Origin of the sequence: Enterococcus sp. AZ063, assembly GCF_051715045.1 — a bacterium.
GTDB classification, from domain to species: domain Bacteria; phylum Bacillota; class Bacilli; order Lactobacillales; family Enterococcaceae; genus Enterococcus_D; species Enterococcus_D casseliflavus.
The window spans coordinates 2,793,702-2,806,369 of record NZ_JBIOTA010000001.1 but is presented as its reverse complement, the minus strand read 5'-3'; the positions used below and the strand labels follow the sequence as shown (position 1 = coordinate 2,806,369).

General features: G+C 42.5%; 11 protein-coding genes and 2 pseudogenes. 12 read left to right on the top strand and 1 reads right to left on the bottom strand.

Annotation, left to right across the window (positions count from 1 at the left end; translation table 11 throughout):
* Window positions 1-16: 16 nt before the first annotated feature.
* The 9 genes and pseudogenes from IGK61_RS13240 (at window position 17) to cls (ending at window position 10,163) form a co-directional block, all read left to right on the top strand.
* A complete protein-coding gene (locus IGK61_RS13240; protein ID WP_010749778.1) occupies window positions 17-1,306 on the top strand; it encodes a carbohydrate ABC transporter permease in 1,290 nt (429 codons plus the stop codon).
* A gap of 2 nt (window positions 1,307-1,308) precedes the next feature.
* Window positions 1,309-2,142: a sugar ABC transporter permease gene (locus IGK61_RS13235; RefSeq protein ID WP_016608756.1), complete on the top strand. Its 834-nt coding sequence runs from the start codon at window positions 1,309-1,311 to the stop codon at window positions 2,140-2,142.
* Between the two features lie 10 nt (window positions 2,143-2,152).
* On the top strand, window positions 2,153-2,968 hold the full coding sequence (locus IGK61_RS13230) for a DUF1189 family protein (RefSeq protein WP_074536084.1): 816 nt from the start codon (window positions 2,153-2,155) through the stop codon (window positions 2,966-2,968).
* 248 nt (window positions 2,969-3,216) lie between these two features.
* Window positions 3,217-5,601: pseudogene (secA, locus tag IGK61_RS13225) on the top strand (preprotein translocase subunit SecA); the annotation flags it as partial.
* Between the two features lie 45 nt (window positions 5,602-5,646).
* Window positions 5,647-5,721 (top strand): annotated as a pseudogene (locus IGK61_RS13220) (SEC-C metal-binding domain-containing protein); the annotation flags it as partial.
* An 88-nt stretch (window positions 5,722-5,809) separates the two neighbouring features.
* Window positions 5,810-6,917 (top strand): peptide chain release factor 2 gene (gene prfB / locus IGK61_RS13215; protein ID WP_139152385.1). Its coding sequence is split into 2 segments (ribosomal slippage): window positions 5,810-5,881 and window positions 5,883-6,917, totalling 1,107 coding nucleotides; the frame shifts between segments, so codons are not numbered across the junction.
* Window positions 6,918-7,029: 112 nt separating this feature from the next.
* Window positions 7,030-7,716 (top strand): cell division ATP-binding protein FtsE, encoded by a 687-nt coding sequence (gene ftsE / locus IGK61_RS13210; RefSeq protein WP_005228783.1) that lies wholly within the window; start codon window positions 7,030-7,032, stop codon window positions 7,714-7,716.
* The gene (gene ftsX / locus IGK61_RS13205) at window positions 7,709-8,593 is read left to right on the top strand and encodes a permease-like cell division protein FtsX (protein WP_010749773.1); all 885 of its coding nucleotides are present in this window, start codon (window positions 7,709-7,711) and stop codon (window positions 8,591-8,593) included. Before ftsE ends, ftsX begins: the two co-directional genes overlap by 8 nt.
* 124 nt (window positions 8,594-8,717) lie before the next feature.
* The gene (gene cls / locus IGK61_RS13200; protein ID WP_005228785.1) at window positions 8,718-10,163 is read left to right on the top strand and encodes a cardiolipin synthase; all 1,446 of its coding nucleotides are present in this window, start codon (window positions 8,718-8,720) and stop codon (window positions 10,161-10,163) included.
* Window positions 10,164-10,227: 64 nt separating this feature from the next.
* Here the strand turns inward: cls and IGK61_RS13195 are convergent, their stop codons facing one another.
* A complete protein-coding gene (locus tag IGK61_RS13195) occupies window positions 10,228-10,347 on the bottom strand; it encodes a DUF4044 domain-containing protein (RefSeq protein WP_005237290.1) in 120 nt (39 codons plus the stop codon).
* Window positions 10,348-10,679: 332 nt separating this feature from the next.
* Here IGK61_RS13195 and IGK61_RS13190 point away from each other — a divergent pair, with 332 nt between their 5' ends.
* From IGK61_RS13190 to rsmH, 3 genes are all read left to right on the top strand, one after another.
* Entirely contained in the window at window positions 10,680-11,048 is a 369-nt protein-coding gene (locus tag IGK61_RS13190) for a DUF3397 domain-containing protein (protein WP_005228786.1), read from the top strand.
* Window positions 11,049-11,246: 198 nt separating this feature from the next.
* The gene (gene mraZ / locus IGK61_RS13185) at window positions 11,247-11,678 is read left to right on the top strand and encodes a division/cell wall cluster transcriptional repressor MraZ (RefSeq protein ID WP_005228792.1); all 432 of its coding nucleotides are present in this window, start codon (window positions 11,247-11,249) and stop codon (window positions 11,676-11,678) included.
* 25 nt (window positions 11,679-11,703) lie between these two features.
* A complete protein-coding gene (gene rsmH, locus IGK61_RS13180) occupies window positions 11,704-12,663 on the top strand; it encodes a 16S rRNA (cytosine(1402)-N(4))-methyltransferase RsmH (protein WP_074536081.1) in 960 nt (319 codons plus the stop codon).
* The last annotated feature ends 5 nt before the right edge of the window (window positions 12,664-12,668 follow it).

Here is a 12,668-nt window from a genome sequence, read left to right as displayed (position 1 = left end):
TTTAAGGAGGATACATATGAGGACGAATTCACAAGCCATGCAGACAGCGCTTCTTTCAATCATCCCTGGTGGGGGACAATTCAAAAATGGTCAGAAATTCAAAGCGGGTCTCTTTTTTGCAGCCTTTCTGATTTTTCTGGTCGAAATGCTTTTGTTTGGTGGACAAGCACTTTATAACTTTGTCACACTCGGATCAGTACCGATGGAAGACAACTCTTTGTTCTTGTTGATTGAAGGAACACTGCAGGTCATCGTTACCGTTATTTTCATTATCTTTTGGGTTTTAAATATCAAAGATGCTTATCAGGTTCGGCAAAGCATTGAAAAAGGCTTCCCGGTAGCTGTTACGAGAAAAGAATTTTTCAAAAAATTATACGAAGATGGGTTCGCGTACTTACTGACGATCCCTGCCTACTTGGTAATGATCGTAGCAATTATTTTTCCAGTAATGGTGACGCTCTTTATGGCATTTACCAACTATGATTTTCGACACATTCCGCCAGCAAACTTAATCGACTGGATCGGTTTTTCGAATTTCACGAATATCTTCACCTTAAGTTCTTACCGCGACACCTTTGTAAAAGTATTCAGTTGGACGGTGATTTGGACCGTTTTAGCAACCACCTTGCAAATTACACTCGGCATACTGACAGCAGTTGTTGCCAACCAAAAATTTGTGAAGTTTCGTCGCGTCTTTGGGGTGATTTTCTTGCTTCCTTGGGCGGTGCCAGCGTTTATCACAATCATGAGTTTTTCAAATATGTTTAATGATACCGCAGGAGCGATCAATACGCAGGTGATCCCGCTATTGAACAATCTGCCTTTTGTGGATATTGGGAACATTGCTTGGAAGACTGATCCGTTTTGGACGAAAACGGCGATTATTTTGATTCAGGGTTGGTTAGGGTTTCCTTACATCTATGTAATGGTTTCGGGGATTTTACAATCCATTTCCGAAGATTTGTATGAAGCAGCAAAAATGGATGGAGCCAATGCGTTGCAGCGTTTTCGGAACATTACGCTGCCGGCAATCTTTTTGGTAGCAGCCCCAACCTTCGTTACGCAATATACTGGGAACTTTAATAACTTCTCGATGATCTATCTATTTAACGAAGGTGGACCAGGAAGTTTAGGCGGAAATGCTGGATCGACAGATATTTTGATTTCATGGATCTACAAACTGACGACCGGCGGCTCACCACAATATTCGATTGCTTCTGCATTGACCTTGATCATTTCCTTTGTGGTGATCTCCATTTCATTACTGGTGTTTAAAAAGACGAATGCATTTAATATGGAGGATTGAGGATGAAAAAGAAGAAGTTTTCTTTCAGCAAATTATTTACCTACTTGTTTATGATCGCGTTATCGATCATTATCATCTATCCCTTGTTGATTACCGCAACCTCAGCCTTCAAGGCAGGGAACATGATCGCTTTTCGCTTAGATTTTGATGCGGATTGGACATTGAACAACTTTCGACGTTTATTCAATGAAACCCCGTATTTGACATGGTATAAAAACACCTTGATCGTGGCCGTTTCGACGATGATCATTCAAGTAATGATCGTAACGTTAGCAGGGTATACTTACAGTCGTTACCGTTTTGCTGGTCGTAAAAGTAGTCTGATGGTGTTCTTGATCGTTCAAATGGTACCGACAATGTCGGCGTTGACCGCTTTTTATGTCATGGGCTTATTAGCAAACGGTCTAGATAGCTTCTGGTTCTTGACACTGATTTATATCGGTGGTGGGATTCCGATGAATACTTGGCTGATGAAGGGGTACTTTGATACGGTACCCATCGACTTGGATGAATCAGCAAAACTTGATGGTGCAGGGCATTTTCGTATCTTTTGGCAAATCGTTTTGCCCCTCGTAAAACCAATGGTTGCCGTCCAAGCATTGTGGGCCTTTATGGGACCATTCGGCGAATTCTTGCTGGCGCGATTCTTGCTTCGCTCACAAGAGCGTTTGACCGTCGCAGTCGGGCTACAAACCTTTATCAATGATGCCCGTAACCAACGGGTCGCACTCTTTGCGGCAGGGGCGATTTTGATCGCCGTACCGATCGCTGCACTGTTTTTCTTCTTACAAAAATACTTTGTTTCAGGTTTGACCTCTGGCGGAACAAAAGGATAGGAATGATAGGATGTCTGAACAACGATTTCCCTTAACGTACTTTGGGGCCATTTTTTCTCCAACAAAAGTCTATGCATGGCGTAAAAAATTAAATCGCTGGCAGCAAGTGTTCGTCTATGTTTTCTTGATGTCCTTGCTGATGATCCCGTTGACCTTAATGATCAGCAAGCAAACGGATCAAGCCTTTGCGGCATTTTTTCCCCATGTAAAAACACTCGTGACGGCAGAAACGGCAGCAAAATACAATGAGTTGCAGCTGGAAGATGGCAAACTTTTAGCGGATGAGTCACAAGTCTTTTCCCAAACAGAAGCGGGGATCATAGGCGTTGCGCTTTCAGAAGCGGCTCTTGAAAAAGCGAAATACGCCATCAATTTTCGGGAAACAGACTGGACCATCAAAGAAGAAATCGATGGACAAACCTATCACTATGAAATGCGGTACACGGCGGAAATGGCACCTGATCAAGTAGATGATGCGGCTTCGTTTCAAAAAGCGATCGAAGACGGCTTCTATCGCAACAACGAGACAGCGATTTTCTTCAGTCAGACGATCACAGTGGCATTTTTATTGGTGGCAATGAATAGTATTCTAGTCATAGGGGCAGCGTTTTTCCTCTGGTTGACGAAAAAATCACGACTATCGACAATCGGCAGCTTCAAAGAAAGCACGAACGTGATTTTAAATGCACTGGGGGCAGGCTCTCTCGTTGCGATGTTGGCAGGATTTATTGGCGCTGATATCGTCTTGATGATCGGGATTCAGTCTTTAGGCATGCTACTGATGCTCTTCTTAGCTTTCTTAAAAACCCGTTTTAAAACGGCATAATTTGCAAACCTTCGCAACAAGACGTTTGGGCGTGTGCTGGACTTTCAGTGCCGATCAATGGCTTGTTGCGTGTTTTTTTTCCTGCGTTTCTTTAAAATCTGTGAAAAAAGGTTAAGAATCCGTTTATCACGCAAGATTGATGCGATAGTTCTATCGAAAAATATTTCATTTATGGTGAACTAGTGCTAAAATAGTTAGGAGAGTTTCCAGCTAGGATAATGCAGAAGTAAAAGGAGAATTATTAAGGTATGGCCAATTTTTTTAGAAAATTAATCGAAAACGACAAAAAAGAATTAAAACGTCTTGACCATATTGCGAATCAAGTTGAATCACATGCGGATGAAATGGCCGCTTTATCTGATGAACAATTACGCGGGAAAACCGATGAATTTCGTCGTCGTTTCCAAGAGGGAGAGACTTTGGATAAATTATTACCTGAAGCCTTTGCAGTAGTACGTGAAGCTGCAAAACGCGTTTTGGGCCTTTATCCTTACCACGTCCAATTAATGGGTGGGATCGTCTTGCATGATGGGAATATCCCAGAGATGCGTACTGGTGAAGGGAAAACCTTGACGGCGACATTACCTGTTTATTTGAATGCTTTGAGCGGTCAAGGTGTCCACGTCGTAACTGTCAATGAATACTTGGCAACTCGTGACTCGACTGAGATGGGGGAGCTGTACAACTTTTTAGGGTTGACGGTCGGCTTGAACATCAACTCAAAATCAGCAGAAGAAAAACGTGCGGCGTATGCTTGTGACATCACTTATAGTACAAACAATGAATTAGGGTTTGACTATTTGCGGGACAACATGGTGGTTTACCGTCATCAAATGGTACAGCGTCCATTAAACTATGCCATCGTCGATGAGGTCGATTCGATCTTGATCGATGAAGCGAGAACACCGTTGATCATTTCAGGACAAGCAGAAAAATCAACTGCGCTATACAATCGGGTCGACAATTTTGTCAAACGCTTGACGGAAGAAGAAGACTACAAAATCGATATCCAATCAAAAACGATCGGTTTGACAGAACGTGGGATCGAAAAAGCGGAAGAGACCTTCGGCTTAGAAAACTTGTATGATATTGAAAACACGGCATTGACCCATCACTTGGATCAAGCACTACGAGCGAATTACATTATGATTCGCGATATCGATTATGTCGTGCAAGATGGGAAAGTAATGATCGTTGACCAATTTACAGGTCGGATCATGGATGGTCGCCGATATTCTGATGGGCTCCATCAAGCGATCGAAGCGAAAGAAAGTGTCGAAATCGAAGATGAAACCAAAACGATGGCGACGATCACATTCCAGAACTACTTCCGGATGTACAAAAAACTGTCTGGGATGACCGGTACAGCGAAAACGGAAGAAGAAGAGTTCCGAGAAATCTATAACATGCAAGTCATTCAGATTCCTACGAACAAACCAATCTTACGGGATGATCGTGCGGACTTGCTTTATCCAACGCTTACGAGCAAATTCCAAGCAGTCGTTCAAGACATCAAAGAGCGTCACCGCAAAGGACAACCCGTGCTTGTAGGGACGGTCGCTGTTGAGACTTCTGAATTACTGTCATCAATGCTTGATCGTGAGAAAGTTCCTCATGAAGTATTGAATGCCAAGAATCACTTTAAAGAAGCAGAAATCATTTTGAATGCTGGACAAAAAGGCGCTGTAACGATCGCGACCAATATGGCTGGTCGGGGAACGGATATCAAGTTAGGTCTTGGTGTTGCAGAACTAGGCGGCTTGGCAGTTATCGGTACTGAGCGTCATGAATCACGACGGATCGATAATCAGTTACGGGGACGTGCGGGACGTCAAGGAGATCCAGGGATGTCGCAATTTTACTTATCGCTAGAAGATGATTTAATGAAGCGTTTTGGTTCTGAACGAATCAAAGTGTTCTTGGATCGGATGAAGATTGATGAAGGCGACGCCGTGATCCAAAGCAAGATGCTTTCAAAACAAGTAGAATCTGCCCAACGACGAGTGGAAGGAAATAACTACGATACTCGGAAAAACGTCTTGCAATACGATGACGTGATGCGAGAACAGCGGGAAGTTATTTACGGACAACGTCAAGAAGTGATCATGGAAGAAACGGATCTTTCACCACAATTAATGAATATGGTGAAACGTTCCATCAGCCGAGTCGTCGACAGTCATACGCAATTAGAAGAAAGCAATTGGAACTACGAAGGAATCGTTGATTTTGCGGCGAATGCACTTGTTCATGAAGATACTATCAGTATCGAGGACATCAAGGGCAAATCAGCTCAAGAGATCAAAGACTACCTAAACCAACGGGCAGAAGAAGTCTTTGAACAAAAGAAAGCACAACTTAATAGTCCAGAACAATTACTGGAATTTGAAAAAGTCGTCATCTTACGAGTTGTCGATACGAAGTGGACCGACCACATCGATGCTATGGATCAGCTGCGTCAATCGGTTGGGTTACGGGCTTATGGACAAAACAATCCATTAGTTGAGTACCAAACAGAAGGATTCAATATGTTTGAGAACATGGTTGGAGCGATCGAATATGAAGTAACTCGTCTCTTTATGAAGGCAGAGATTCGTCAAAACGTTCAACGGGAACAAGTTGCTCAAGGGGAAGCACAAGGGGTAGAAGAAGCACCTGCTGCCCAAGCACCAAGTTTCAAAAACGTTGGTCGTAACGATCCTTGTCCATGCGGCAGCGGGAAAAAATTCAAGAATTGCCACGGGAAAAATATGTAACACGTTTTGAAAAAGTTGAGAGTAGGCTGGCAGACGTTTTTGTCCAGTCTACTTTCGTTTGTAAGAAAAAAAGAAAGAAGGAATTTTAATGGAAATCGCAGATATTCGGAATCAATTGACCCAGATGAATGAAAAAATAATCAGTTTTAGGGGGTCTCTTTGACTTAGATCAGTTAGAAGAGGACATTGCGGAAGCGGAACACCAAATGGCAGATCCCACCTTTTGGGATGACTCAGAAAAAGCTCAACAAGTCATTAACGCAAACAATGCCAACAAAGAGACCTACGATCAGTTCAATCAGTTAGCAGAAGAATTGGAAGAGCTGGAAGTGATGTTGGAAATGATTCAAGAAGAAGCAGACCCAGAAATGGAAGCAGAACTTGAAGCACGGATCACGAAGCTAAACGAGAAAATGGCGTCTTATGAATTGTCGATGCTGTTAGATGAACCCTATGATCGAAATAACGCCATCATCGAGCTTCATCCTGGTGCAGGCGGTACCGAATCACAAGACTGGGGCAGCATGCTGTTACGGATGTATACTCGTTTTTGCGAACAACACGGGTATCAAGTAGAGACCCTCGACTATCAAGCTGGTGATGAAGCGGGGATCAAAAGTGTCACTTTACTTGTAAAAGGCCACAACGCCTATGGGTATTTGAAATCGGAAAAAGGCGTTCATCGTTTAGTTCGGATCTCACCTTTTGATTCAGCCAAGAGACGGCACACGTCATTTTGCTCGGTGGATGTGATGCCAGAATTAGATGGGGCGATCGATGTGGAAATCAACTCAGATGATTTGAAAATCGATACGTACCGCGCAAGTGGTGCGGGTGGACAGCACATCAACAAAACCGAATCTGCTGTGCGGATCACCCATATTCCGACAGGAACGGTCGTTGCTAGCCAAGCCCAGCGCTCACAATTGAAAAACCGTGAGCAAGCGATGGGAATGTTGAAAGCCAAGCTGTATCAACTAGAAGTCGAAAAGAAAGAACAAGAAGCAGCAGCTTTGCGAGGCGAGCAGTTAGAAATTGGTTGGGGCTCGCAAATTCGTTCTTACGTCTTCCATCCCTATTCGATGGTCAAAGATCACCGAACGAATTTCGAAACTGGGAATGTACAGTCAGTCATGGATGGCGATTTGGATGGCTTTATCGACGCGTATTTGAAGCTGAAACTGAATCAAAAATAACCTTGTGTGACTTAAACAGATTGAAACATAATTGTAATCTGTTGCAAGCAAGGTGAAATATATTCATGCTATAATAAGCCAGAATGAAAATTTGAGATGGAGAGATAGCTGTATGATAGAAATGAAAGATATAATGAAAAAGTACTCTAATGGTACGACTGCTATCCGTAACCTTTCGATTTCAATTGATCAAGGAGAGTTTGTTTATGTCGTGGGCCCATCGGGTGCCGGCAAATCAACCTTTATCAAATTGATGTATCGGGAAGAAAAAGCAACAAAAGGCGTTTTGAATGTCGCAGGATATGATTTGGTCGGCATGAAAAACCGCGAGATCCCATTGATGCGTCGAGAAATCGGCGTGGTCTTTCAGGATTATAAACTTTTACCACGGAAAACGGTCTTTGAAAATGTTGCTTATGCAATGCAAGTTATCGGCCGCAAACCTCGTGATATCAAAAAACGGGTGATGGAAGTATTAGACTTGGTCGGCCTGAAACATAAGGTGCGGGTATTTCCAAGTGAGCTTTCCGGTGGGGAACAACAGCGGGTGTCGATCGCTCGTGCCATCGTAAATACGCCGAAAGTATTGATTGCGGATGAACCAACGGGGAATCTAGATCCTGAAAACTCATGGGAAATCATGAAGCTGCTTGATCGGATCAATGCCCAAGGAACAACGGTCGTTATGGCGACCCATAATAGTACGATCGTAAACACGATTCGTCATCGCGTGATCGCGATTGAAAATGGCCGCATTATTCGCGACCAAGCGGAAGGAGAATATGGTTACGATGATTAGAACATTTTTCCGTCATCTCCTGGAGAGTATCAAAAGTTTAAAGCGTAACGGCTGGATGACTATTGCGTCATTGAGTGCGGTAACGATCACACTGACATTAGTCGGTATTTTTCTAGGTGTAATCTTAAATGCAACAAAACTAGCCGAAGACATTCGCGAGAATGTGGACGTTTCGGTTTTCGTTGATATTGGTACGGAACAAGAAGACATGGATGCTTTGGAACAGTCCTTAAATGATCTGCCGAACGTTTCAGAAGTGAAATTTTCTAGCCGAGACGAAGAATTGCAGAAGATCCAAGATGCAATGGGGGATTCATGGAACTTGTTCGAAGGCGACAGCAATCCGCTGTATAACGTGTTTGTCGTCAGTGCAACAGATCCAGAGTATACGACAGAGATCGCTGAGCAAGCTGGCGAATTGCCAAATGTTTTCAAAGCCGATTACGGCGGAGATTCTTCTGACCGAATCTTTGAATTGTCTGCTGCTGTGCGGACTTGGGGCTTAGCTGCTGCTGTCTTATTGATTTTTGTGGCAATGTTCCTGATCTCTAATACGATTCGGATCACGATTTTGTCTCGTCAAAGAGAAATTCAGATCATGCGTCTGGTGGGGGCGAAAAACGGCTACATTCGTTGGCCATTCTTCCTTGAAGGCGGCTGGATCGGACTCTTAGGTTCGATCGTTCCGATTGCTTTAATGTACTTCGGCTACCACCAAGTTTATGCAATGGTCAATCCATCCTTACTGCGTTCAAATTACAGTTTAATTGCACCAAATATGTTTCTATTACAAGTTTGCGGTGTGATGGCACTGATTGGGATCGTGATCGGTTCGCTTGGTTCCGTGTTATCAATGCGCCGTTTCTTAAAATTCTAAACCGATATTTTCTTAAAGTCGATCGTCAAGATCGGCTTTTTTTGTTTCATCACAGTGTTTCTTTACTTTAGGTACTATTTTTTGATATGCTTTAGTAGCGGGAAATCGGGGAAGAGGTGGAGAAATGGTTGTAATGGATAATTTGGTAACCATTTTATTTATAGTCAATATTTTGTTATCAATCATTATCATTTTCAGAGAAAGGCGGCAGACTGCTCAAACGTGGGCCTGGCTTTTGGTCTTGATGTTCATTCCAATCGTTGGCTTTGTGCTTTACTTTTTCTTTGGTAGAGGGATCTCTAAAGAAAAGATCTTTGATATGCGCTCACAGGCAAAGGTGGGGCTGAATGTTGAATTAGAAGAACAAAAACAAGCGCTCGCTCGTCAGCTGTTTCCGCATCCGCCGACCGCGCAGGTAGAAGTGCAGCAGCTGGTCTACCTGTTGACAGTCTTTGGGCAATCCCTGTATACGACAGCGAATAGTATGACGCTTTATACTGACGGACGGCAGAAATTTGATGCCTTGATCGCGGATATCGAACAGGCAAAAAATCACATTCATATGGAATATTACATTTATCGCAGTGATACATTGGGAAATGAAGTCAAAGAGGCACTGGTGCGCGCGGCGAAGCGGGGCGTAAAAGTAAGAGTCTTATTAGATGCTTGGGGCAGCACCCAAGTATCATTAAAGTTTTTTGATGAGTTGCGTCTGCATGGCGGTCAAATTGCCTTCTTCTTTCCTTTATTCGTTCCTTATGTCAATCCGCGAATCAATTATCGAAATCATCGGAAAATCGTGGTGATCGATGGAGAAATTGGCTATACAGGCGGTTTTAATGTGGGAGATGAATATCTAGGGCAAGTGGAAAAATTCGGTTATTGGCGAGACAATCACTTGCGAATTGCCGGTTCAGCTGTCTATTCGCTGCAAAATCGGTTTTTGATGGATTGGAATTCACAACATGCGTTGGAGATCAAATATGATCCTTCCTTGTTTCCTGAAATCAAACAAGTCGGGACAGTTGCAGCCCAAGTCATCACGAGTGGTCCTGATACGGAACATGAAGAAATCAAAATGACCTATCTGAAAATGATCAACTTAGCCAAAAAGGAAATCTTGATCCAAACACCTTATTATATTCCGGATGAAGCCATTCACAATGCCTTGAAGTTGGCACTGCTTTCTGGGGTGAAAGTCCATATACAAATCCCTAACAAACCGGATCATCCCTTGGTATATTGGGCGACCTATTCCTTTGCGGCTGAGCTGCTGCATTTTGGGGCAGTCATCGAAACCTATGAGAAAGGGTTTATGCATGCAAAAACGATGATCATTGACAGTGGGCTCGTTTCGATTGGTTCAGCAAATATCGATGTCCGTTCGTTTCGTTTAGACTTTGAGGTCAATACGATCATCTACGATGCACAACTCGCGACGCAAACGAAAGAAGCATTTCTGGCGGATTCGATCGATTCCAAGCACTTAACGATCGAAGCGTATCAGCAAAGAAAGCTGACGATCAAAATCAAAGAAGGCTTGGCACGCCTTGTGTCACCCTTGCTGTAAAAAAAGTGCCCTTTTCCAAAAGATGGAAGCCATCATTTTGGAAAAGGGCACTTTTTTAATAGGATTAACCCATAATACTTGTGTATGCTGCTAAGAAAATCGAGCCAACAGTGAGAATAAGCATGGTCCAGATCACGACTTGCGTGATTTTTGCAAAGGTACTTTTTGGTTTTTTCTCGTTCATTCTAATCCACCTTTTAGAGTTATTCTAGTGACAGTTTACCCTCAAATACACAAGAACTCAAGTTGAACCAAGGAGAAATTAAGAAAATTTCAATTTCAGGATAAAAAAAATCACTAGAATGGCAAGATAGACTTGTTGAAGCTACGCCCTTCTGTTTTAATAGGTAAAGAAATGCATTCTTCAAGACTTTCAAAAGTCAGCTGATGAACAAAGAGGCTCCTTAAAAAATTTCATGGCTGTCTTATTCCAGCTCAGATTTTTAAAAGAACTGAAACACGGATGTAAAGAAAATAAAGTATAGTGACACTAGTTGTTAGAAAGGATTTTGCTGTATGTCTGGATTTAATCCAATCGTTTTGTTTTGGTATATCTTTCCTGTGCTCGTCTATTTCGCCTGTCGGTTTATTGTTTCCGCGTTGTCCTTGAATGATCGTTACCACGTGAAGGCACCGGATTTAGCGGTACCATTTTTGATGGTCGGGATTCATCAATTATCAAAGTATACTTTTGATCAAGCAATCACATTGTACTATTTGATCTCCATTTTTTTATTGGGGATTCTGCTGGCAGTCTTTCAGGCGTATTACTATGAGGAGATCCAATATGGTCGCTATTTAAAGATGTATTGGCGTAGTATTTTTCTATTTACGATCATTTTTCATGTCGTTTTGATCATTCTAAATATTGTTAGTTACTTATAGTGTTTTGACTCTTGATAAACGCCCATTTTTTCACTTAAAGTTTTTTTAAAAACTTTAAGTAGTCGGTTTTCCTCTTTTTCCTCATTTGGTAAAGAAAAGTCAAACAACTTCCCTTTCAAATTTCATATAATTTGTGGTAGAAAGTGGGGGATTGTGGTAGACTGTGAATATCAGGTGGAGATCGGGGGTTATTTATCGATGTTTATGGGTGAATTTCAACATTCGATAGATGCAAAAGGCCGACTAATCGTCCCTTCAAAACTACGAGAAAAACTCGGAGAAAAATTTGTTGTGACACGTGGATTAGATGGCTGTTTATTTGGCTACCCCTTATCTGAATGGGAAAAACTTGAAGAAAAACTAAACGAAATGCCTTTAGCGAAAAAGGACGCTCGGACATTTGTCCGCTTCTTTTATTCTGCTGCAACAGAGTGCGAAATCGATAAACAAGGACGAATCAATATCCCTGTTACATTGAGAAATCATGCAGACCTTACCAAAAGCTGTGTGATCATCGGCGTTTCAAACCGAATCGAGATTTGGGATGAAACGCGTTGGCAAGCATTCTCTGAAGAAGCAGAAGAAAACTTTGATGAAATTGCTGAAACAATGATTGATTTTGGCTTATAGGCTTGATAGGAAGAGGAAAAAACACATGGCAGATTTTCAACACTACACCGTTATGCTACAGGAGACCGTTGATGGGTTAAAGATTCGTCCAGAAGGCGTCTATGTCGATTGTACATTAGGTGGAGCCGGTCATAGTGAATATTTATTGTCGCAACTGTCTGAAGAGGGACATCTCTTTGCTTTTGATCAAGACCAAACTGCTATCGATCATGCGAAAAAACGTTTAGCACCATATGTTGCTAAAGGAATGGTTACGTTCATTAAAAGTAATTTCCGCTATTTAAAGGAAGCATTGCATCAACACGGTGTGAGCCGAGTCGATGGGATTTTGTACGATTTAGGTGTTTCCTCACCCCAATTAGATGAAGCCGAACGCGGCTTTAGCTACCACCAAGATGCACCGCTGGATATGCGGATGGATCAAACTGCAGCATTGACTGCCTATGAAGTAGTCAATCAATTCGACTACCACCAATTAGTCAAAATCTTCTTCCGTTATGGAGAAGAAAAATTCTCGAAACAAATCGCTCGTGAAATCGAGCGGGTGCGACAAGATCATCCAATCGAAACAACGGGTGAGTTGGTCGATATCATCAAAATAGCCATTCCTGCGCCAGCAAGAAGAAAAGGCGGACACCCTGCAAAACGGGTTTTCCAAGCCATTCGCATTGCAGTCAATGATGAGCTAGGTGTGATTGAAGAATCACTTGAACAAGCGATTCATCTTTTAGCAGTCAACGGACGTGTGAGTGTCATCACGTTTCACTCTTTAGAAGATCGCATCGTGAAATCGATGTTCAAGGAATACAGCACACCGAAGGATATGCCGCCAGGTTTGCCGATGATACCAGAAGAATTCCAACCAACACTTAAACTTATAACAAGAAAACCACTTCTTCCTACTGAGGAAGAAGTAGCTGAAAATAATCGTTCTCGTAGTGCGAAACTGCGAATCGCGGAAAAAATCAAGGAAAGCGAAGGGTAACAACT

Coding starts and splice junctions, on each gene's coding strand:
- IGK61_RS13240 (WP_010749778.1), top strand. CDS start 17: ATGAGGACGAATTCACAAGCCATGCAGACAGCGCTTCTTTCAATCATC.
- IGK61_RS13235 (WP_016608756.1), top strand. CDS start 1,309: ATGAAAAAGAAGAAGTTTTCTTTCAGCAAATTATTTACCTACTTGTTT.
- IGK61_RS13230 (WP_074536084.1), top strand. CDS start 2,153: ATGTCTGAACAACGATTTCCCTTAACGTACTTTGGGGCCATTTTTTCT.
- ftsE (WP_005228783.1), top strand. CDS start 7,030: ATGATAGAAATGAAAGATATAATGAAAAAGTACTCTAATGGTACGACT.
- ftsX (WP_010749773.1), top strand. CDS start 7,709: ATGATTAGAACATTTTTCCGTCATCTCCTGGAGAGTATCAAAAGTTTA.
- cls (WP_005228785.1), top strand. CDS start 8,718: ATGGTTGTAATGGATAATTTGGTAACCATTTTATTTATAGTCAATATT.
- IGK61_RS13195 (WP_005237290.1), bottom strand. CDS start 10,347: ATGAACGAGAAAAAACCAAAAAGTACCTTTGCAAAAATCACGCAAGTC.
- IGK61_RS13190 (WP_005228786.1), top strand. CDS start 10,680: ATGTCTGGATTTAATCCAATCGTTTTGTTTTGGTATATCTTTCCTGTG.
- mraZ (WP_005228792.1), top strand. CDS start 11,247: ATGTTTATGGGTGAATTTCAACATTCGATAGATGCAAAAGGCCGACTA.
- rsmH (WP_074536081.1), top strand. CDS start 11,704: ATGGCAGATTTTCAACACTACACCGTTATGCTACAGGAGACCGTTGAT.